18 protein-coding genes are annotated in these 20,529 nt (G+C 62.5%); 11 read left to right on the top strand and 7 right to left on the bottom strand.

Features of this window, described 5'->3' with window-relative positions; genetic code table 11:
• Window positions 1-37: 37 nt before the first annotated feature.
• Entirely contained in the window at window positions 38-550 is a 513-nt protein-coding gene (locus NKJ13_RS24675) for a phosphatidylglycerophosphatase A family protein (RefSeq protein WP_352507565.1), read from the bottom strand.
• A gap of 234 nt (window positions 551-784) precedes the next feature.
• On the opposite strand from NKJ13_RS24675, the gene NKJ13_RS24680 reads away from it, so the two are divergent.
• The 3 genes from NKJ13_RS24680 (at window position 785) to NKJ13_RS24690 (ending at window position 2,393) form a co-directional block, all read left to right on the top strand.
• Window positions 785-1,411, top strand: a complete 627-nt coding sequence (locus NKJ13_RS24680; RefSeq protein WP_352507566.1) for a CDP-alcohol phosphatidyltransferase family protein — start codon at window positions 785-787, stop codon at window positions 1,409-1,411.
• A 68-nt stretch (window positions 1,412-1,479) separates the two neighbouring features.
• Window positions 1,480-1,914, top strand: coding sequence for an Xre family toxin-antitoxin system antitoxin (locus NKJ13_RS24685; protein ID WP_254819913.1), 435 nt, complete (start codon window positions 1,480-1,482; stop codon window positions 1,912-1,914).
• Window positions 1,911-2,393, top strand: a complete 483-nt coding sequence (locus tag NKJ13_RS24690; RefSeq protein WP_352507567.1) for an RES family NAD+ phosphorylase — start codon at window positions 1,911-1,913, stop codon at window positions 2,391-2,393. Before NKJ13_RS24685 ends, NKJ13_RS24690 begins: the two co-directional genes overlap by 4 nt.
• Window positions 2,394-2,445: 52 nt before the next feature.
• Here the strand turns inward: NKJ13_RS24690 and NKJ13_RS24695 are convergent, their stop codons facing one another.
• The 6 genes from NKJ13_RS24695 to NKJ13_RS24720 form a co-directional block, all read right to left on the bottom strand.
• Window positions 2,446-3,465: an LLM class flavin-dependent oxidoreductase gene (locus tag NKJ13_RS24695; protein WP_352738798.1), complete on the bottom strand. Its 1,020-nt coding sequence runs from the start codon at window positions 3,463-3,465 to the stop codon at window positions 2,446-2,448.
• 155 nt (window positions 3,466-3,620) lie between these two features.
• Complete coding sequence (locus tag NKJ13_RS24700) at window positions 3,621-3,827, bottom strand: hypothetical protein (protein WP_352738799.1); 207 nt, start codon at window positions 3,825-3,827, stop codon at window positions 3,621-3,623.
• An 18-nt stretch (window positions 3,828-3,845) separates the two neighbouring features.
• Entirely contained in the window at window positions 3,846-4,988 is a 1,143-nt protein-coding gene (locus tag NKJ13_RS24705; protein WP_352738801.1) for a DegT/DnrJ/EryC1/StrS family aminotransferase, read from the bottom strand.
• A 252-nt stretch (window positions 4,989-5,240) separates the two neighbouring features.
• Entirely contained in the window at window positions 5,241-6,164 is a 924-nt protein-coding gene (locus tag NKJ13_RS24710; protein ID WP_352738803.1) for a carbohydrate kinase family protein, read from the bottom strand.
• Window positions 6,161-6,607: an RbsD/FucU family protein gene (locus NKJ13_RS24715; RefSeq protein WP_352705729.1), complete on the bottom strand. Its 447-nt coding sequence runs from the start codon at window positions 6,605-6,607 to the stop codon at window positions 6,161-6,163. The genes NKJ13_RS24710 and NKJ13_RS24715 overlap by 4 nt, the downstream gene beginning before the upstream one ends.
• Window positions 6,608-6,609: 2 nt before the next feature.
• A complete protein-coding gene (locus NKJ13_RS24720; RefSeq protein ID WP_352507573.1) occupies window positions 6,610-7,839 on the bottom strand; it encodes an ROK family transcriptional regulator in 1,230 nt (409 codons plus the stop codon).
• Window positions 7,840-8,105: 266 nt separating this feature from the next.
• Between NKJ13_RS24720 and NKJ13_RS24725 the strand changes: the two genes are divergently transcribed.
• The 8 genes from NKJ13_RS24725 to NKJ13_RS24760 all read left to right on the top strand — a co-directional run bounded on the left by NKJ13_RS24725 (window position 8,106) and on the right by NKJ13_RS24760 (window position 20,470).
• Entirely contained in the window at window positions 8,106-9,083 is a 978-nt protein-coding gene (locus NKJ13_RS24725; RefSeq protein ID WP_502894341.1) for a sugar ABC transporter substrate-binding protein, read from the top strand.
• Between the two features lie 154 nt (window positions 9,084-9,237).
• On the top strand, window positions 9,238-10,299 hold the full coding sequence (locus NKJ13_RS24730) for an ABC transporter permease (RefSeq protein ID WP_352479482.1): 1,062 nt from the start codon (window positions 9,238-9,240) through the stop codon (window positions 10,297-10,299).
• Between the two features lie 2 nt (window positions 10,300-10,301).
• On the top strand, window positions 10,302-11,084 hold the full coding sequence (locus NKJ13_RS24735) for an ATP-binding cassette domain-containing protein (protein ID WP_352479483.1): 783 nt from the start codon (window positions 10,302-10,304) through the stop codon (window positions 11,082-11,084).
• Between the two features lie 175 nt (window positions 11,085-11,259).
• Entirely contained in the window at window positions 11,260-13,728 is a 2,469-nt protein-coding gene (locus tag NKJ13_RS24740; RefSeq protein WP_352738804.1) for a glycogen/starch/alpha-glucan phosphorylase, read from the top strand.
• A 146-nt stretch (window positions 13,729-13,874) separates the two neighbouring features.
• A complete protein-coding gene (glgB, locus tag NKJ13_RS24745; RefSeq protein WP_352778705.1) occupies window positions 13,875-16,088 on the top strand; it encodes a 1,4-alpha-glucan branching protein GlgB in 2,214 nt (737 codons plus the stop codon).
• A 35-nt stretch (window positions 16,089-16,123) separates the two neighbouring features.
• Entirely contained in the window at window positions 16,124-17,389 is a 1,266-nt protein-coding gene (gene glgC / locus NKJ13_RS24750) for a glucose-1-phosphate adenylyltransferase (protein ID WP_254819896.1), read from the top strand.
• A gap of 3 nt (window positions 17,390-17,392) precedes the next feature.
• Complete coding sequence (gene glgA, locus NKJ13_RS24755; RefSeq protein ID WP_352738808.1) at window positions 17,393-18,838, top strand: glycogen synthase GlgA; 1,446 nt, start codon at window positions 17,393-17,395, stop codon at window positions 18,836-18,838.
• Between the two features lie 3 nt (window positions 18,839-18,841).
• A complete protein-coding gene (locus NKJ13_RS24760; protein WP_352738810.1) occupies window positions 18,842-20,470 on the top strand; it encodes an alpha-D-glucose phosphate-specific phosphoglucomutase in 1,629 nt (542 codons plus the stop codon).
• Window positions 20,471-20,529 lie beyond the last annotated feature (59 nt).

Raw genomic sequence — 20,529 nt, forward strand, 5'->3', positions numbered from 1 at the left:
ATGGGCCACCGTGGCCTTGGCAGACCGAATGTCGCCATTACCGCAAATGGTCAATCAAACCGTTCAGCAGGAGCAGCAACGCCCCAGCGACGACAGCCGCGGCGGCATCGTCCAGCATAATGCCGGCCCCACCCCTTACCTTGTCGTGCATGATACGGATGGGCCAAGGCTTGACGACGTCGAAAAACCGGAAAGCAAGGAAGCCTGCTGCCCACCAGAGTGGGTCGATCGGAAGCATGGAAAGTGTCGCGGCGGCGCCGAAGGTCTCATCGATGACGACGATCTGCGGGTCCTCCGTCCCGGTTCGGGAGATGACATGCGACGACGCCCATACGCCGACGGCGAACAGGGCCGCATAGGCAAGCACAGTCAGCCAAGGCGATGCCGGTATCAGAGCTGCGGCAACAGCCACTCCAACCATTGCGCCGGCCGTGCCCGGCCATATTGGAGATAATCCCGCGCCAAGAGAGGTCGCGAGCAGGTAAGCAAACTTGGGTGAAAATCTATGCATCGAGTTTCGGCCGGCTTCCGACGGATGGCAAGCAGTCATAGTCACATCGTTCGGGCGCGGCCGCCAGACCGCCGGTCGATTTGCGCCGTCGGCTTGGCGAGCGCCTTAATCCGCCGGCCGCATTCGCCGAAAGAAATCGCTGTTGCGGCGAGTTGGGAATGTTGCTGAGCCCGGTCTCGGCCCGCTTTGACCAATTGGAACGGTAGCGACGGTGGAACAAACCCGCAAATTGCTGGTAAAGCTCGGTGAAACGACATCATCAGAGGAGCCGCCATGATCGCCGGTCTCATGAAAAGTCGCATCGACCCGCTATGGGAGCAGGCCGCTTCTCCGCTGATCGGGATCGGCATGACGCCGAACCAGGTTACGGCCAGTGGGCTCGTGCTAGTCGCTTTGTCGTCGGCGGCCTACGTCTATCACCATTCAAGCCTTGCCTTTGGCCTTTGCCTGGCGTTTGCCTTCACCTTCGATGCGCTGGACGGTGCTGTCGCCCGCCGAACAAATATGATCACCAAGGCCGGTGGCTATTTCGACGCTGTCGTCGACCGCTATCAGGAATTGGCCGTCTTTGCGGCTATCGGCTGGGTCGCCGATCTGTGGGCGATCGCAATGGTCGCGTTCGCCGGCGGGATACTCACAAGTTACGCCAAGGCGCGGACGGCGCTGGAAATCCCTGTGGAAAACCATGGTTGGCCGGATTTCTTCGAGCGGATGGAACGTCTGGTTTTCATTTGCGTGCTGCTCGCCGCCGACGGAGTCGCGGCCGCCCTGGGCGCGGCATCGCCCTGGATTCTGGCGGGTGGGTTCGCGCTTTACGCAGTGCTGGCCAACGCCACAGCGCTGCAACGGATCAGTCGCGCATTCACGATGCTGAAACGAGCCGACGGAAAGCAGCCGTGAGACTGCAGCCCACTTGCGCGTAGTCTCACATGAAGGTATATCATGCTTCACATGAGGAGGCAGTGATGATGCTGGCGTTCGGAAATGTCGCCGACGTGCTGGGCTTGCCGCCCAAGGAAACGGCTGCACGGTCGCCATTCGGGCTGATGGCTCGAATTGAAGACGGATTGCCCATCGGCGCGCTCGAACGCGTCTCACAATTGCTGGCACCGGCCGATGCCCAGTTCAAATATCGCCTCGTTCCAAAGGCAACCTATGAACGTCGCAAGAGGGGTGCTCTTCGACTGTCTTCGGAAGAGGGCATGCGGGTGGCACGAGTTGCTCGTGTATGGGACTTGGCCCTCGACGTCTGGAAGGTCGAAGATGAGGCTCGTGACTTTCTATTTCGGCCTCATCCCATGCTGGAAGACCGGCGCCCGATCGAAATGGTCATCCAAAACGAGATCGGCGCCGAGCTGGTGATCGATATCCTTGCAGGCCTGAAGTACGGCACCGCCGCTTGACGGCGCAGATACTCGATCGGACGCTGCTGTGCTTCAGGATCGGCGATCCTGCCGGCACTTATCCGATCTTTGACGCGACGGGCTCGACGATTGCGCCCGGCCGCTGGAACACGCCCGGCAGCCCGGTGATCTACGCCAGCGAGCATTATTCGACTGCCTTGCTGGAAAAGCTAGTGCACGGCAGCGGCAGACTGCCGCCCAACCAGCACTACGTCCAGATCATGGTTCCGCGCGGGCTGAGCTACGAGACCTTTTCTCAGCCGTCGCTGCCGGGTTGGGACGTAATGCCGGCAAAGGTGAGCAAGGAATTCGGTGAGACTTGGTGTATCGAGCGCCGCAGCGCGATCGTAATCGTACCAAGCGTCGTGGCTCGCCTCGACAACAACGTGTTGATCAATCCGGCCCATCCGGAGTTTGCCTTGATCACAGCCAGCCTGCATCAGCCCGTGTATTGGGACAGGCGGCTGTTCGGTTCCTGAGCGGGGCCGGGAGGGGAGGTTCCTGCCTCCTGCGGTCGATTGCTCAAACTCGTCAGCGCCAGCCCAAGCCCGGAGCGACATGGGTCAGGATCGCCTCGATGACGTGGGCATTGTAGTCGACGCCGAGCTGATTGGGGACGGTAAGCAGCAGCGTATCGGCCTCGGCGATGGCTTCGTCGCCCTTTAGCTGCTCGATCAGGACGTCCGGTTCGGCGGCATAGGAGCGGCCGAAGACGGCAAGCCTGTCTGCCTCGATGTAACCGAAATGATCTCCGCTTTGGTTGCCGCCGAAATAGGCCCGGTCGCGATCGTCGACAAGCGCAAAAATGCTCCGGCTGACCGACACCCGCGGCTCGCGCGTGTGTCCGGCCGCCTTCCAGGCCTCACGAAAAGCCCGGATCTGTTCGGCCTGCTGGATGTGAAACGGCTTTCCGCCCTCGTCGAATTTGAGCGTGGAGCTCTGCAGGTTCATCCCCAGTTTCGCCGCCCATTCGGCGGTGGCGTTTGTGGCGGCGCCCCACCAGATGCGCTCGCGCAGGCCCTCCGAGTGCGGCTCGACGCGAAGCAGGCCAGGCGGGTTGGGAAACATCGGCCGCGGGTTGGGCTGCGCAAAGCCTTTGCCCAGCAACACTTCGAGCAGCACTCCGGTGTGTCTGCGGGCCATGTCGGCATCGCTCTCGCCCTCTTGCGGGGCGTAGCCGAAGTAGCGCCATCCCTCGATTACCTGCTCCGGCGAGCCGCGGCTGATGCCCAGTTGCAGACGCCCTCCGGCGATTAGGTCGGCGGCACCGGCGTCCTCCGCCATATAGAGCGGGTTCTCGTAACGCATGTCGATCACCGCCGTGCCGATCTCGATTTGGCTGGTCTTCGCCCCAACCGCTGCCAGCAGCGGGAAGGGCGAGGCGAGCTGGCGCGCGAAGTGATGCACGCGGAAATACGCGCCGTCCGCACCCAGCTCCTCGGCCGCGACGGCCAGCTCGACGGACTGCAAAAGCGCATCGGCTGCCGTCCGCGTCTGTGATTGCGGCGAGGGCGTCCAGTGCCCGAACGAGAGGAAACCAATCTTCTTCATGAAATAGCCAGCCTAGTGGGAAGACAGGTGCAGACTATGCTTCGACGCAGAGCAAAGCATCCCGAAATCGGTACCGACGGCCCAGTTTGAGGTGAACGGTCCGTTGTTGATCAGCGATGCCGTCAATGGCGAGCCTGTTGCCGGCGCGAGCGCATCTAGGAAGGTGCCGCGAACGCGAGCACTATCGCGATGAGGATCAACAGCGGCCCCATCCATTTAAAATGGGTTCCAAAGTTGGTCCACCATGCCTGCTTCTGGCCGGGGCGAGCTTGAGAGGGGTCCGGGAAAAATCCGAAGCCGACGCCAGCCATCCACAACCCGGTGCAGAACATGATGAACTCGTCGATGTAATCCGCAACCACGCTTCGAAGCTTTCGAATTTATGCCGCCGCTACATGCGCCGAATTCGAGCCAATATAGTTACGGATCGTTTCGATGATCCGGTCCTGGTCAGCCTCGCTCAGATAGGGATGCATCGGCAGGCACAGGATGCGCTTCGGCAGCTCTTCCGAAACGGCAAGGCCGGTCGGGGTGCGCGGATAATCGCGATAGGCAATCTGGCTGTGCAGCGGTTTCACATAGTAGATGACCGACGGAATGCCCTTTTCACCGAGATGTGCCTTGAGCCCGTCGCGTTTCGGCGTTTCGATGGCGTATTGCGCCCAGGCCGAGCGGCGGCCGCCCAGATTGCGTGCCGCCTTGACGATATCGCCGAGACCTTCGGCATAGCGATTGGCGACCGCTTGCCGCGCCACCATCTCCTCCTCGAGGATGGCCAGCTTCTCTATCAGGATCGCCGCCTGAAGCGTGTCGAGCCGTGAATTGATGCCGACGCGGACATTGTCGTATTGCGTTTCGCCTTTGCCGTGAAAGGCGAACGAGCGCAGCTGTTCGGCCAGCGCATCGTCATTGGTGAACATCGCACCGCCGTCGCCATAGCAGCCGAGCGGCTTTGCCGGATAGAAGCTGGTCGAGCCAACGGTGCCGAACGAGCCGCACATTTTGCCGTCGGCCGAGCCGCCGGTCGCCTGCGCCGCATCCTCGATGACCATCAGGCCTTCGCGATCGGCGATGGCCATGATCGCCTCGTAATCGGCGGCGAGGCCAAACAGGTCGACGGGAATGATTGCCTTCGGCCTCAGCCGGCCTTCCGCCTTGATCATGGCGATTGCCGCCTCGAGGCTGGCGGTGTCGATATTGTAGCTGTCGGCATCGACATCGACGAACACCGGTTCGGCCTTGGTCAGCGCCACCACTTCGGCCGTGGCGGCAAAAGTGAAGCTCGGCACGAACACCGCGTCGCCCGGGCCGATGCCGGCGGCAAACAGCGGCAACAGCAGCGCATCGGTGCCGTTGGCGCAAGCGACCACGTGCTTGGTGCCGATATAGGCGGCGAGCTTGTTTTCGAATTCGGTGACCTGCGGCCCGAGGATATAGCGGCCTTCGTCGACGACCCGGTCGATTGCCGCTTTCAGCCTGTCGCGGATGCGTTCGCGCTGCGCGCCAAGATCGATGAACTGCATGTCGGCCTCAAACGGTTTAGTCAGATAACCGGCCGCTGGTAGCAGACTTGGCACGGCCGAGAAAGCCGCAGGGCAAAACCCTGAATTGCTCAAATGTCGCAGCCTGTTACCGCTGACTTCCGACCTGCCCTCTTAAACGCGGGGAAATCCGGGCTTCGGCCGGCTCGATATGGACCTTCACAGCCCGTCCCGCCGGGTCGACGAAACATAAAGTGATCGCGGCAGACAGTCCTTGAGCGTGTTGCCAGCCGGTCAGGCGATTTCATGCCGCCATGGCGGGTTGGCGCCGGCCCGCGAGACCGTCACAGCCGCGGCTTTCGCGCCGAGCGTCAGCGCCTTATGGATGGCTTCTTCCGGCAGGCTGGCGATTGCCGTCTTCGACAACAGGCCCTGTTCGTGCAAGGAGGCAAGGATGCCGGCATTGAATGTGTCGCCGGCGCCGACCGTATCGACCACCTCGACCTTGTCCGGCACGACTGTGACCCGGTGCCGGCTGCTGTAACCGACCGCGCCCTCGCTGCCGTGGGTGACGACGATCAGCTTCGGACCGCGGTCCAGCCAGTTGCGCACGACGTCCTCATGCGAGCCGGCTTCGCCGAACCAGTTCAGATCCTCGTCCGACAATTTGACGATGTCGGCCATCGCCATCATGCCGCGGATGCGCCTGAGGTGCTTGGCCTTGTCGGGAATGAAGTTTGGCCGGATGTTGGGGTCGAGCATCATCACTCGGCGCTCATGCTCGCGTCGCATGAACTCTTCATAGGCCGACCCGGCCGGCTCCGAGATCAGGCTGATGGCGCCGAACAGCATGGCCTCGATCTCGCTGCCGAGTTCCGGCAGGTCCTCGATGGTCAGCATGCGCCCGGCGGTGTTCTCGTCATAGAACGTGTAGGTCGCCTGGCCGTTGTTGAGCCGCACGAAGGCGAGCGTAGTCGGGCGCGGCGAGGTGTGTGCATAGGTGGAACTGACCTTGCTGGCTCCCAGTGCCTCCCTGAGCTGGCCCCCGAACAGATCCGACGACAGGCCGGAGAAGAAGGCAGCGGGCGCGCCGAGCCGGCCAAGCGCAATTGCCGAGTTGAAGACGGCACCGCCGACATAGGGTGCAAAGGCCGACTCGCCCTCCGTCGTGGTCCGCGGCAGCATATCGATCAGGGCTTCGCCACAGCAGAGGATCATGAAGTCTTGCTTTCCGGCGGATAGATCACGCCCTTGCGAATGATGATGTTGGCATAAAGCCGCGGCTCGCTCGTCGCGACAATTGCGTGCGCGGCCTTCACCCGTGCATAGAAGTCGGCGCCGGCAAGCGCAACCACCTTGCGGCCCGGCGCACGCCTGGCGCAGATCGCTTCCATCTCATGGTGAACCGGATCGGCGAGCAGGGGATCGCCTTTGGCCGAGGCGCGAAACAGCGCCTGCGGCACGGCGTCGTCGACCGGCAATACGCTCAATACCGCATCGAGCACCGGGACGAGATGATGGCCATCGGCGCGGATCAGCCGCTGTGCCTGCTGCTCGGCCGGGTAGTTGCCGTCGACCAAGGCGATCTCGTCGCCATGGCCCATGGCGCGCAATATCGCCAGAAACTCCGGGCCGAGCAGCGCCGGGATGCCGATCAGCATGCTCAGAAGCTCCGGGAAATCGTGGTCGAGCCGATGAGGAAGCGCTCCGACAGCGGCAGGCTGGCGCCACCCAGCGCCCGCGCATGGATGCCGACGGTTCCCTCACGAATGGCCGGCAGCCTCAGGCCCTCGCCGTCGATCCGGCCGATGGCCTGGATGACGGCATCGACAAGCCGCCTGCGCACGGCAAGCGGCATCCACCCGTCGATCACCGCGGCTTCGAAATCAATGACGGAGGACGCCGAAACGATGGCATAGGCGAGCGCCTGCGAGGCGCTGGCGATCCAGTCGTCGAGCTCGGCGCCGATCTCGCCCCAGTCTCCCGGTGATGTCCACAGATGCGAGGCCTCGATGCCGCGCGCGTTGAGCGCCTTTTCCAGCATGGCGATCGACGCCACGTCGATCAACTGCGTCGGCTTGCCGTCCGGCCCGGGCACCGGCATCGAGCCCAGCGCGCCGGCATTGCCGGTTGGGCCGCCAAACAACCGGCCGTTCAGCACGATGCCGCCCCCGGCAAAGGCGCCGATGTAGAAATAGACGAAATCGCGTGCCGCACCCGCCGCGTGGCCGAACACGAGCTCGGCACCGCAGGCCGAGGTGGCGTCGTTCTGCAGATAGACTGGAAATTCGCATTGCGCCTGGATGTCGGCGCGGATGTCGCGATGGCGCCATTCGTCCATGATTTCGCGCGGCGCGCCCGCGGTATCGGCCCAGTTCCACAATTCGAACGGCATGGCGATGCCAAGCCCCGCAATGCGCTTGTCCTGCGCCGGGGTGAGCTCGCCGCGCATCTTGTTCATGCCGCCTGTGACGAATTCCACCGTCTCGCGCGGGGCAGGGTAGCGGTAGGAATGCTGCAGCATCGAGCGTACGTTTCCGAGGAAATCGATCAGCACCAATTCGGCGCTGCGGCGGCCGATCTTCAGGCCGATGAAATAGGCACCGTCGGGATTGAGCGCCATGGGTATCGAGGGCTGGCCGATCTTGCCGCGCAACGGCGCCTGGCGGACGAGCAGGTCGTCCTCCTCCAACTCGCGCATGATCACTGAGACCGTCTGCGCCGAAAGGCCGGTCATGCGTGCAATGTCGGATTTGGCTAGGCTGCCATGCTGGCGCACCAGCGACAGCACCAGCCGCTCATTGTGGTCCCGCATGCCGCTTTGATTGGTGCCGCGGTGCAGACGGCTTTCGGCCGCATTGGGCGAACCGTGCCTCGTAACGCCGGTCTCCACCCTGTTCCTCCGTCGTTTCCCCTCAATGCTTTTGGTCTAGAGTGGGTGAACAATCCCGCGTTGTCAATAATAAATAAGAGTGATTTAATTATTGACAGTGCTGGCGGACTGGTGTCTCTTGGGATCGGCGCCGATGCTGGGAGATTTCGTCGGACGCGCTGCAGATGTCGGTTGGCCGGCATCCTAAATGGTTCCATGGGAGGAAAATCGTGACCACGTCAAAACTGTTGAAATCCACCGTGTTCGCCGCGGCCGGACTGAGCCTGATGGCCTTTGCGTCGACGGCGTCGGCCGCCGGGGTCGGCGCCTGCTTGATCACCAAGACCGACACCAATCCCTTTTTCGTCAAGATGAAGGAAGGTGCGACGGCCAAGGCCAAGGAGCTTGGCGTCGATCTCAAGACTTACGCCGGCAAGATCGACGGCGACAGCGAGAGCCAGGTGGCTGCAATCGAGAGCTGCATCGCCGACGGCGCCAAGGGTATCCTCATTACCGCGTCCGATACCAAGGGCATCGTGCCGACGGTGAAGAAAGCGCGGGACGCCGGGCTGTTGGTGATCGCGCTCGACACCCCGCTTGATCCGATCGATGCGGCTGACGCAACCTTCGCGACGGACAATCTGGAAGCCGGCAAGCTGATTGGCGCATGGGCCGCTGCGACGCTTGGCGATAAGGCCAAGGATGCCAAGATTGGCTTCCTTGACCTGACGCCGTCGCAGCCGACGGTCGACGTGCTGCGCGACCAGGGCTTCATGATGGGCTTCGGCATCGACGTGAAGGACCCCAACAAGATTGGCGACGAGGACGACCCGCGCATCGTTGGCCATGACGTGACGAACGGCAATGAAGAGGGCGGCCGCAAGGCGATGGAGAACCTTCTGCAGAAGGACAACACCATCAACGTCATCCACACCATCAACGAGCCGGCAGCTGTTGGCGCCTACCAGGCGCTCAAGGCCGTCGGTCTCGAAAGCCAGGTGCTGATCGTCTCGGTCGACGGTGGTTGCCCCGGTGTGAAGTCGGTCACCGAAGGCGTGATCGGCGCTACCTCGCAGCAATATCCGCTGCAAATGGCGGCGCTCGGCATCGAGGCGATCGCCACTTTCGCCAAGGACGGGACGAAGCCGAAGCCGACCGAAGGCAAGAACTTCTTCGACACCGGCGTCAACCTTGTCACCGACAAGCCCGCCAACGGTGTGAAGTCCATCGACACCAAGGAAGGCCTCGCCAAGTGCTGGGGCTGAGGCTGGCCTGACCGGCAACAGATCGCGATCGGTCGGGGCTTGATCCCCGGCCGCTCAGGGTGGACGATGTGCCGGTCTAAACGCAAATAGTCCCGGCGGCAGACCGGAAGGCGTGGACGGCGTTGGCTCTTGGCTGAAGCCCAGGGGAGGAAACATGTCTCAAGCACAAGAATTCGAAAAAGTTCTATCGAGCAGCGACACAAGCGTCGCCGCGTTCGACGAGCATAAATCGGCCGTCAAGCGCGCCCAGCATTTCCTGCATTCCACGCCGGCAGCGGTGCCGCTGATCGTACTGGTTCTGGCGATAATTATCTTTGGCATCACCATCGGCGGGCGTTTTTTTTCATCCTATACGCTGACGCTGATCCTTCAGCAGATCGCCATTGTCGGCATTCTGGGCGCCGCGCAGACTCTGGTAATCCTGACCGCCGGCATCGACCTGTCGATTGGCGTGATCATGGTGATTTCGGCTGTGATCATGGGCAATTGCGCGGTCAGCTACGGTATGCCGGCCGTGCTCGCGGTGGCAATCGGGCTTGTCGCTGGTGGCGCATGCGGCCTGCTCAACGGGGTGTTGGTGGCCTACATGAAGCTGCCGCCATTCATCGTGACGCTAGGCACCTGGAACATCGTCATGGCCACCAACTTCATCTACTCGGCCAATGAGACGATCCGCGACACCGACGTCGACGTTCAGGCGCCTCTGCTGCACCTGTTTGCCTTGAGCTTCAAGGTCGGCACGGCCGTGCTGACGCTTGGTGTCATTGCCATGGTCGTTCTCGTGTTGGTCCTCTGGTACGTGCTCAACCACACCGCGTGGGGCCGCCATGTCTATGCGGTTGGCGATGATCAGGAGGCCGCGAAACTGTCGGGCATCCAGACGAAGAAGGTGCTGGTGACGGTATATGCTCTTGCCGGGCTGATCGCCGCCTTCGCAGCCTGGGTCTCCATCGGCCGCAATGGCTCGATCTCGCCTTCCGCCGCCGTGACCGACTACAATCTTCAGGCCATCACCGCGACGGTGATCGGCGGTATTTCGCTGTTCGGCGGGCGCGGCTCGATCCTCGGCACGCTGTTCGGCGCCATGATTGTCGGCGTCGTCTCGATGGGCCTCAACATGCTGGGCGCCGATCCGCAGTGGAAGGTGCTGCTCACCGGCGTGCTGATCATCGGCGCCGTGGCGATCGATCAATGGATCAGAAAGGTTTCGGCATAGCCATGACGCAGGAACCCATCCTCACCGCGCGCAGCCTGGTCAAGCGCTACGGTCGCGTCACCGCACTCGACAATGCCGATTTCGATCTCTATCCGGGCGAAATCCTTGCCGTCATCGGCGACAATGGTGCCGGCAAATCGTCGCTCATCAAGGCGATTTCCGGCGCGGTCGTGCCCGATGAAGGTGAGATCCGGCTTGAAGGCAAGCCCGTTGCCTTCAAGTCGCCGATGGAGGCCCGCGAGGCCGGCATCGAGACCGTCTACCAGAACCTGGCTCTGTCGCCGGCGCTGTCCATCGCCGACAACATGTTCCTCGGCCGGGAGATCCGCAAGCCGGGGTTCCTCGGCGAATGGCTGCGCATGCTCGATCGCCCGGCGATGGAAAAGCGCGCCCGCGACAAGCTCACGGAGCTTGGCCTGATGACCATCCAGAACATCAGCCAGGCCGTGGAAACGCTTTCCGGCGGCCAGCGTCAGGGTGTGGCGGTGGCGCGCGCCGCCGCCTTTGGCAGCCGGGTGGTGATCATGGATGAGCCGACGGCGGCACTTGGCGTCAAGGAGAGCCGCCGCGTCCTCGAACTGATCCTCGACGTGAAGAAGCGAGGCCTGCCGATCGTGCTGATTTCACACAACATGCCGCATGTCTTCGAGGTGGCCGACCGCATCCACATTCACCGGCTTGGCCGTCGCCTGTGTGTCATCGATCCGAAGCAGTATACGATGTCCGACGCCGTCGCCTTCATGACCGGCGCCAAGGTGCCGCCGGAAGCGGCGCTGGCAGCTTGAGCAAGAGCTTGAGGCCCATCGCCGAGGAACCCGAACGCGCTGTTTCCAAATGCCAAATTGCCGCAGGGCAACCCGGCTTTCGGTCGCCTGAATCGATTGAACATCCGGTGGGATGCACTAGCATTGGCAGAGATGGTGAAAGCCGCATGATCCTGGCAACGTCACGAGAGGCAGCATGACGCGCGCGATGACAACCGAAGCTCCTCCGCCCACACTCGAAAACCCGGATCCCAAGACGCTCGCCGACGAAGTCTTGCAGGCCCTCAAATACAGGGTCGGCAAGGGCACCAACGTTGCAACCCAGTACGACTGGCTCACCGCCTCGATCAAGGTTGTGCGCGACCGCATCGTCGATCACTGGATGCAGGCGACCCAAGAGGCCTACGCCCAGCAGGAAAAGCGCGTCTATTACCTGTCGCTGGAATTCCTCATCGGCCGCCTGATGCGCGATGCCTTCTCCAATCTCGGCCTGATGGACAATATGCGCGAGGCGCTGTCGTCGCTTGGCGTCGACCTCGACATCATTGCAGCGCTCGAACCGGACGCTGCCCTTGGCAATGGCGGTCTTGGCCGGCTCGCCGCCTGTTTCATGGAAAGCATGGCTACCGTCGATATCCCCGCGCATGGCTACGGCATTCGCTATGCCAACGGCATGTTTCGGCAGGAGATTCATGACGGCTGGCAGGTGGAACTGCCCGAGACATGGCTCGATCACGGCAATCCCTGGGAGTTCGAACGCCGCGAGCGCTCCTTCGAGGTCGGCTTCGGCGGCTCGGTGGAATCGATCACCTCGAAGGACGGCAGGCTCGAGCGCCACGTCTGGAAGCCGACCGAACATGTCCTGGCCGTTGCTTACGATACGCCAGTGGTCGGCTGGCGGGCCAATCGCGTCAATACGCTGCGTCTGTGGTCCGGCATGCCGGTCGACCCGATCCTGCTCGACAAGTTCAACGCCGGCGATCACATCGGCGCGCTCGCCGAAAGCAACAAGGCCGATGCATTGTCGCGCGTCCTTTACCCGGCCGATTCCCACAAGGCCGGCCAGGAGCTGCGACTGAGGCAGGAGTATTTCTTCTCCACCGCCTCGCTGCAAGACATCGTCCAGCGTCATCTCAGCCAGTATGGCGACTTGCAATCGCTGCCCGACAAGGCGGCGATCCATCTCAACGACACCCATCCGGCGATCGCCGTAGCCGAGCTGATGCGCCTGTTGATGGATGTCCACGGCATGGATTTCGACCAGGCCTGGAGCATTACCAAGCGCACCTTCGGCTACACCAACCACACGCTGCTTCCCGAAGCGCTCGAAAGCTGGCCCGTGCCGCTGTTCGAGCGGCTGTTGCCGCGCCACATGCAGATCGTCTACGCGATCAACGCCGAAGTGCTGCTCGAGGCGCGCGCCTCCGACCAGTTCTCGGACGAGCAGATCAGCCGCATCTCGCTGATCCAGGAAAATGGCGATCGCCGCGTGCGCATGGGCAATCTGGCCTTTGTCGGCTCGCACTCGATCAACGGCGTCTCGGCCCTGCACACGGAATTGATGAAGGAGACGGTGTTTGCCGATCTCCACAGGCTCTACCCGGACCGCATCAACAACAAGACCAACGGGATCACGCCGCGGCGCTGGCTAATCCAGTGCAATCCCGGCCTCACGACACTCACTCGAGAGGCGATTGGCGACGGTTTCCTCGACGACATCGACGAGATAAAGCGGCTTGATCCTTTCGCCGAGGACGCCGCGTTCCGGGACAAGTTCGCCGCCGTCAAACGGGCGAACAAGACGAGGCTTGCCAATCTTGTTGCCGACCGGCTCGGCATCAAGGTGGACCCCTCGGCGCTGTTCGACATCCAGGTCAAGCGCATCCACGAATACAAGCGCCAGCTCTTGAACATTCTCGAAGCGGTCGCGCTTTACGACCAGATCCGCTCACATCCAGAGCGCGACTGGATGCCCCGCGTCAAATTCTTCGGCGGCAAGGCGGCGCCCAGCTATCACAATGCCAAGCTGATCATCAAACTTGCCAACGACGTCGCCCGTGTCATCAACCGCGACCCCGCGGTGCGCGGCTTGCTGAAAGTGGTGTTCGTGCCGAACTACAATGTCAGCCTGGCCGAGATCATGATGCCGGCCGCCGATCTTTCGGAGCAGATATCGACCGCCGGCATGGAAGCCTCCGGCACCGGCAACATGAAGTTCGCGCTGAACGGTGCGCTGACCATCGGCACGCTCGACGGCGCCAATGTCGAGATCAAGGAATGCGTCGGCGACGACAACATCTTCATCTTCGGCCTGACCACAGAGGAAGTCGCCGAGCGGCGCAACAATGGTTACGATCCGCGCGCCGTGATCGAGGGCTCGCCCGAATTGGCGCAGGCGCTGTCGGCGATTTCATCGGGCGTCTTCTCACCTGACGATCCGGACCGTTATCGCGACCTGATCAACGGTCTTTACCAGAGCGACTGGTTCATGGTCGCCGCGGATTTTGATGCCTACGCCGCCACCCAGCGCGACGTCGATGCCGTCTGGCGCAACAGCCCGGACTGGTACGCCAGGGCCATCCGCAATGTCGCCCGCGTCGGCTGGTTCTCGTCCGATCGAACGATCCGCCAATATGCGAAAGACATATGGCACGTGCCCGCCTGATATGATTGCATGAGACCACGGACAATGTGGTCCTAGTGGAGTGGATTTGACCCTCGCATCCTTTGGAGGGTCAGGCGGCATGCGAATGTCGAATTCAAAACTCTACTAGAAACATACACTTGGTGCCCGGGGAGGATCACTGCCTGATGAGCAAGCCGCGCGCGACCGTTGCGACAAGCGGGCCGGACGGACTGGCGCAAACCAGCGATGTCGCGGCGATTGTCGCGGGCACGCACGGCGACCCGTTTGCCGTGCTCGGCGTGCATGAGGCAGGGAAGGGATTTGTCGCCCGTTGCTTTGTTCCTCATGCCGAGTCCGTCACTGCCTATACGCTGACCGGCAAGAAGGCTGGCGAGCTGTCGAGGCGTGACGATCGCGGTTTCTTCGAAGGCAAACTGTCGCTGCGCAAACGCCAGCCGCTGCGCTACCACGCCAGGAACGCAGGCGGTGACTGGTGGCTGACCGATCCATATTCCTTCGGCCCCGTGCTCGGTCCGCTAGACGATTACTATATCGCCGAAGGATCGCATCTCAGGCTGTTCGACAAGCTCGGCGCCCATCTCATCGACCATGAAGGTGCATCGGGCGTACATTTTGCGGTGTGGGCGCCCAATGCAAGGCGTGTCTCGGTGGTCGGCGACTTCAACGAGTGGGACGGCCGCAGGCATACCATGCGCGTCCGCCGCGACACCGGCATCTGGGAGCTATTCATTCCCGACATCGGCGCTGGCCGCCCGTATAAGTACGAAATCATCGGGCCAGAGGGCGTGAGATTGCCGCTCAAAGCCGATCCGTTCGCCTTCAAGTCCGAACTGCGCCCGGCCACCGCCTCGGTGACGGCTTTGCCGCCGGCGCATGAATGGGGCGACGAAGCGCACCGGAACTACTGGCGCAATGCCGACCACAGGCGCGAAGCCGTATCGATCTACGAGGTCCATGCCGGGTCATGGCGGCTTCACGACGACGGCAGCTTTCTGTCGTGGGATGAGCTCGCCGACAGGCTGATCCCTTACGTGGTCGAGACCGGTTTTACCCACATCGAATTCATGCCGATCTCCGAACACCCTTATGACCCGTCCTGGGGCTACCAGACGACGGGTCTTTATGCGCCGACTGCCCGCTTTGGCGATCCGGACGGTTTTGCCCGCTTCGTCGACGGCGCCCACCGTGCCGGCATCGGCGTCATCCTCGACTGGGTGCCGGCGCATTTCCCGGTTGACGAACACGGTCTGGCAAAGTTCGACGGCACCGCGCTCTATGAGCATGCCGACCCGCGCAAGGGCTTCCATCCCGACTGGAACACAGCGATCTATAATTTCGGGCGCCGCGAAGTGATTTCGTTCCTGGTCAACAATGCGCTGTTCTGGGCCGAGAAATATCACGTCGACGGACTGCGCGTCGATGCGGTCGCCTCGATGCTTTATCTCGATTATTCGCGCAAGGCCGGCGAATGGATCCCCAACGAGAAGGGCGGGCGCGAAAACCTCGAGGCGGTCAGCTTCCTGCAGCGTATGAACAAGGAGGTCTACGGCCACCATCCGGGCGTGATGACCATCGCCGAGGAATCGACCTCGTGGCCGAAAGTCTCGCAGCCGGTGCATGAAGGCGGGCTGGGCTTCGGCTTCAAGTGGAACATGGGTTTCATGCACGACACTCTGGAGTATTTTTCCAAGGAGCCGATCTTCCGCAAGCATCACCACAACGACATCACCTTCGGCCTGGTCTACGCCTTCAGCGAGAATTTCGTGCTGCCGCTGTCCCACGACGAGGTGGTGCACGGCAAGGGCACGCTGCTCAACAAGATGGCCGGTGACGACTGGCAGAAATTCGCGACGCTGCGCGCCTATTACGCCTTCATGTGGGGTTATCCCGGCAAGAAGCTGTTGTTCATGGGCCAGGAGTTCGCGCAGCCCCGCGAGTGGAGCGAGGCGCGCGCGCTCGACTGGAACCTGCTCGATTTCCGGCTCCACCGTGGCGTCTGGCAGACGGTGCGCGACCTCAACTATCTCTACCGCTCGCGCCCGGCGCTGCATGCCCGCGACTGCGAGCCGGAGGGCTTTTCCTGGCTGATCGTCGACGACAGCGCGAACTCGGTCTTTGCCTGGCTGCGCAGCGCGCCGGGCGGCAACCCGGTCGCCGTCATTTCCAACTTCACGCCGGTGCCGCGCGACAATTACCGCGTGCCGTTGCCGCAGGCCGGAAAATGGCGCGAGATCATCAACACCGATGCCACGGACTATGGCGGTTCCGGCATGGGCAATAGCGGCGGCGTCGAGGCTCAGGCGGAAGGAGGAGGCATTTCGGCGACGATGCTTTTGCCGCCGCTGTCGACAATCATGCTCGAATTCGTCCCAGACTAAGCTATGTCTGGAGTATCTAACCTGGGAGGATAAGAATGGCTGAAATAAAACGAACCCAGCCGCTGGCACGCGACGCCATGGCTTATGTGCTGGCCGGCGGCCGTGGCAGCCGGCTCAAGGAACTGACCGACCGCCGTGCCAAGCCGGCGGTCTATTTCGGCGGCAAGACCCGCATCATCGATTTCGCGCTCTCCAATGCGCTCAATTCCGGTATCCGCCGCCTCGGCGTCGCCACCCAATACAAGGCGCATTCGCTGATCCGCCATCTGCAGCGCGGTTGGAACTTCCTGCGGCCCGAGCGCAACGAGAGCTTCGACATCCTGCCGGCCAGCCAGCGTGTGTCGGAAACGCAATGGTACGAGGGCACCGCCGACGCCGTTTACCAGAACATCGACATCATCGAGGCCTATGGGCCGGAATACATGGTCATCCTGGCCGGCGACCACGTCTACAAGATGGACTACGAAATGATGCTGCGCCAACATGTCGAGGCCGGCGCCGACGTCACCGTCGGCTGCCTCGAAGTGCCACGCATGGAAGCTACCGGCTTCGGCGTCATGCATGTCGATCCCAAGGACACCATCATCTCCTTCATCGAAAAGCCCGCCGATCCGCCGGGCATTCCCGACAAGCCGGATTTTGCGCTGGCCTCGATGGGCATCTATGTGTTCAAGACCAAGTTCCTGATGGAGCAGTTGCGTCGCGATGCGGCAGAGCCCGGCTCGAGCCGCGACTTCGGCAAGGACATCATCCCCTACATCGTCGAGCACGGAAAGGCGATCGCCCATCGCTTCGCCAAATCCTGCGTGCGCTCGACCGCCGAGAACGAGGCCTATTGGCGCGACGTCGGAACGGTCGACGCCTATTGGGAGGCCAATATCGACCTGACCGACATCACGCCGGAACTCGACCTCTACGACCGCGACTGGCCGATCTGGACTTATGCCGAGTTGAAGCCGCCGGCAAAGTTCGTGCATGATGAGGATGGCCGCCGCGGGTCGGCCGTGTCGTCTCTCGTGTCGGGCGATTGCATCGTTTCGGGCGCTTCGCTGAAGCGAAGCCTGATCTTCACCGGCGCGCGCATCAATTCCTATTCGACATTGGAGGAGGTCGTCATGCTGCCGGACGTCCATGTCGGCCGCAACGCCAGGCTGAAGCGCGTAGTCATCGATCACGGCGTCAGGATTCCGGAGGGGCTGGTGGTGGGCGAGGATCCCGTCCTCGACGCCAAGCGTTTCCGCGTTTCGGAAAAAGGCATCTGCCTGGTCACGCAGGACATGATCAACAGGCTGGGATCGTAGTGCATGCAGGTTCTGTCGGTGGCGCCCGAGATCTTTCCGCTGGTCAAGACCGGAGGGCTCGCCGACGTAACCGGCGCCTTGCCCATGGCATTGGCCGGCAAGGGCGTCACCATGCGCACGCTCGTCCCCGGCTACCCGCAGGTGATGGGCGCCTTCAAGAAAAAGAAGGCGGTTCAACAATATCCGCTGCTGCAGGGCGGCAAGGCGTCGGTGCACGCCGTCCAGATCGCCGGCCTCGACCTGTTCGTGCTCGACGCGCCGCATCTTTTCGACCGCCCCGGCGGTCCATACGGCAACGCGACCGGCGCCGACTGGCCGGACAATTGGCGGCGGTTCGCTGCCTTGAGCCAGGTAGGCGGCGACATCGCCGGGGGCTCCATCTCGGGCTACCTGCCCGATATCGTCCATGCCCATGACTGGCAGTCGGCAATGACGCTCGCCTACATGCGCTACGGCAAGGCGGTCGGCACGCCGTCGATGATAACCGTGCACAATCTCGCCTTCCAGGGCCAGTTCGGCGCCAGCATCTTTGGCGAGCTTGGCCTGCCGGCGGCGGCGATGGCGCTCGACGGCGTCGAATATTACGGCGGCGTCGGCTTCCTCAAGGCCGGCCTGCAGGCCGCCTGGGCGATCACCACGGTCAGCCCGACCTATGCGCAGGAAATCCGTTTGCCCGAATTCGGCATGGGCCTCGACGGCCTGATCAACATGCGCTCCGTCGATCTCCATGGCATCGTCAACGGCATCGATACCGAGATATGGAACCCGGAAACCGACAAGCATCTGGTCTCCAACTACACGGCAAAGACGCTTAAGGCGCGAATGCCCAACAAGGCCGCGGTCGAGGACCGGTTCAGCCTCGATCGCGATGACAGCCCGATCGTCTGCGTCGTCAGCCGGCTGACCTGGCAAAAGGGCATGGACATATTGGCTGCTGCCGTCGACGGCATCGTCGCGGCAGGTGCACGGCTGGCAATCCTTGGGTCTGGCGACGCTGGGCTGGAAGGCACGTTGCTTGCCGCCGCAGCCCGCCATCGTGGCCGCATCGGCGTCGTCGTCGGCTATGACGAGGGGCTCTCCCACACCATGCAGGGCGGCTGCGACGCCATCATCATCCCGTCGCGCTTCGAACCTTGCGGGCTGACGCAACTTTACGGCCTGCGCTATGGCTGCGTGCCGGTCGTCGCGCGCACCGGCGGCCTTGCCGACACAGTGATCGATGCCAACGAAGCCGCCATCTCTGCCGGCGTGGCGACCGGCTTCCAATTCGTGCCCGCCAATGCCGGCGCCTTGCTGCACGCCGTCCGCCGCCTTGTCGAGGCGCATGCCAATCCCGCGGTGTGGACGTCGATGCAGCGGCAAGGCATGAAGGCCGACGTTTCGTGGGACAAAAGCGCCGAAAAATATGTTCAACTCTATCGCTTGCTGCTTTCGAAAAGGGCTGCCTGACTGATGATCCGCACCGTCGCCACCAAACCCTATCCCGACCAGAAACCCGGCACCTCCGGGCTGCGCAAGAAAGTCCCGGTGTTCCAGCAGGAGCACTATGCCGAGAACTTCATCCAGTCGATCTTCGACGCGCTGGATGGATTCGATGGCAAAACCCTGGTGATCGGCGGCGACGGCCGCTTTTATAACCGCGAGGTCATCCAGAAGGCCATCGCCATGGCCGCGGCAAACGGCTTCGGTAAGGTGATGGTCGGGCAGGGCGGCATCTTGTCGACGCCGGCCGCTTCGCATGTAATCCGCAAATACAAGACCTTCGGCGGCATCATCCTGTCGGCCAGCCACAATCCGGGTGGCCCACATGAGGATTTCGGGATCAAGTACAATGCCGGCAACGGCGGCCCGGCGCCGGAAAAGCTGACCGACGCAATCTTCGAAAAAACCAAGGCGATTTCAAGCTTCAAGATCGCCGATATGGGGCCGGTCGACATCGACACGATCGGCACGGTCAAGGCGGCTGACATGACCGTCGAAATCATCGATCCGGTTGCCGACTATGCCGATCTGATGGAAAGCCTGTTCGATTTCAAGGCGTTGCGGGCGCTGTTCAAATCGGGCTTCCGCATGCGCTTCGACGCCATGCATGCGGTGACAGGCCCCTACGCCAAGGAGATCCTCGAAAACCGGCTCGGCGCGCCGAACGGCACCGCCCGCAATTTCATTCCGCTGCCGGATTTCGGCGGCCACCATCCCGATCCCAATCTGGTGCATGCAAAACACCTCTACGACGAGATGATGGGCCCGGATGCGCCCGACTTTGGCGCTGCCTCTGATGGCGATGGCGACCGCAACCTGATCATCGGCAAGGGCATTTTCATCACCCCGTCGGATTCGCTGGCGATGCTCGCCGCCAACGCCCATCTGGCGCCGGGCTACAAGGCCGGGCTGAAAGGCATAGCCCGTTCGATGCCGACCAGCGGTGCTGCCGACCGCGTCGCCGAAAAGCTCGGCATCGGCATCTATGAAACGCCGACCGGCTGGAAGTTTTTCGGCAATCTGCTCGACGCCGGCATGGCGACGATCTGCGGCGAGGAGAGTGCGGGGACCGGCTCCAACCATGTACGCGAAAAGGACGGCCTGTGGGCCGTGCTTTTGTGGCTCAACATCCTTGCCGTGCGCGGCGAAAGCGCCAAGCAGATCGTCACCCAGCATTGGGCAGCCTACGGCCGCAATTACTATTCGCGCCACGATTACGAGGAGGTCGAGACCGACCGTGCCAACGCGCTTGTCGACGAACTGCGCGCCAAGCTCGGCTCGCTGCCTGGCACCAGCGTGCGCGGCATGACGATCGCCAGCGCCGATGATTTCGCCTATCACGATCCGGTCGACGGCTCGGTCAGCAAGAACCAGGGCATCAGGGTGTTGTTCGAAGGTGGCTCACGCGTCGTCTTCCGCCTGTCCGGCACCGGCACCTCGGGCGCGACATTGCGGCTTTATGTCGAGCGCTACGAGCCGGACAAGAACCGCCACGATCTCGACACCCAGGAGGCGCTTGCCGACCTGATTGCGGCGGCCGACGATATCGCCGGGATTCGCAGCCATACCGGTCGCGCCAAGCCGAGCGTGATTACGTGACTTTGGTTGACAGCCGTCCGTCTGAGTTCGGCCTGCGTTGCGAGGCTCCCCCTTCTCCC

This window comes from Mesorhizobium sp. M0174 (assembly GCF_040322275.1).
Classification (GTDB): Bacteria; Pseudomonadota; Alphaproteobacteria; order Rhizobiales; family Rhizobiaceae; genus Mesorhizobium.

Coding starts and splice junctions, on each gene's coding strand:
- NKJ13_RS24675 (WP_352507565.1), bottom strand. CDS start 550: ATGACTGCTTGCCATCCGTCGGAAGCCGGCCGAAACTCGATGCATAGA.
- NKJ13_RS24680 (WP_352507566.1), top strand. CDS start 785: ATGATCGCCGGTCTCATGAAAAGTCGCATCGACCCGCTATGGGAGCAG.
- NKJ13_RS24685 (WP_254819913.1), top strand. CDS start 1,480: ATGCTGGCGTTCGGAAATGTCGCCGACGTGCTGGGCTTGCCGCCCAAG.
- NKJ13_RS24695 (WP_352738798.1), bottom strand. CDS start 3,465: ATGAAGAAGATTGGTTTCCTCTCGTTCGGGCACTGGACGCCCTCGCCG.
- NKJ13_RS24705 (WP_352738801.1), bottom strand. CDS start 4,988: ATGCAGTTCATCGATCTTGGCGCGCAGCGCGAACGCATCCGCGACAGG.
- NKJ13_RS24710 (WP_352738803.1), bottom strand. CDS start 6,164: ATGATCCTCTGCTGTGGCGAAGCCCTGATCGATATGCTGCCGCGGACC.
- NKJ13_RS24715 (WP_352705729.1), bottom strand. CDS start 6,607: ATGCTGATCGGCATCCCGGCGCTGCTCGGCCCGGAGTTTCTGGCGATA.
- NKJ13_RS24725 (WP_502894341.1), top strand. CDS start 8,106: ATGGCCTTTGCGTCGACGGCGTCGGCCGCCGGGGTCGGCGCCTGCTTG.
- NKJ13_RS24730 (WP_352479482.1), top strand. CDS start 9,238: ATGTCTCAAGCACAAGAATTCGAAAAAGTTCTATCGAGCAGCGACACA.
- NKJ13_RS24735 (WP_352479483.1), top strand. CDS start 10,302: ATGACGCAGGAACCCATCCTCACCGCGCGCAGCCTGGTCAAGCGCTAC.
- NKJ13_RS24740 (WP_352738804.1), top strand. CDS start 11,260: ATGACGCGCGCGATGACAACCGAAGCTCCTCCGCCCACACTCGAAAAC.
- glgB (WP_352778705.1), top strand. CDS start 13,875: ATGAGCAAGCCGCGCGCGACCGTTGCGACAAGCGGGCCGGACGGACTG.
- glgC (WP_254819896.1), top strand. CDS start 16,124: ATGGCTGAAATAAAACGAACCCAGCCGCTGGCACGCGACGCCATGGCT.
- glgA (WP_352738808.1), top strand. CDS start 17,393: ATGCAGGTTCTGTCGGTGGCGCCCGAGATCTTTCCGCTGGTCAAGACC.
- NKJ13_RS24760 (WP_352738810.1), top strand. CDS start 18,842: ATGATCCGCACCGTCGCCACCAAACCCTATCCCGACCAGAAACCCGGC.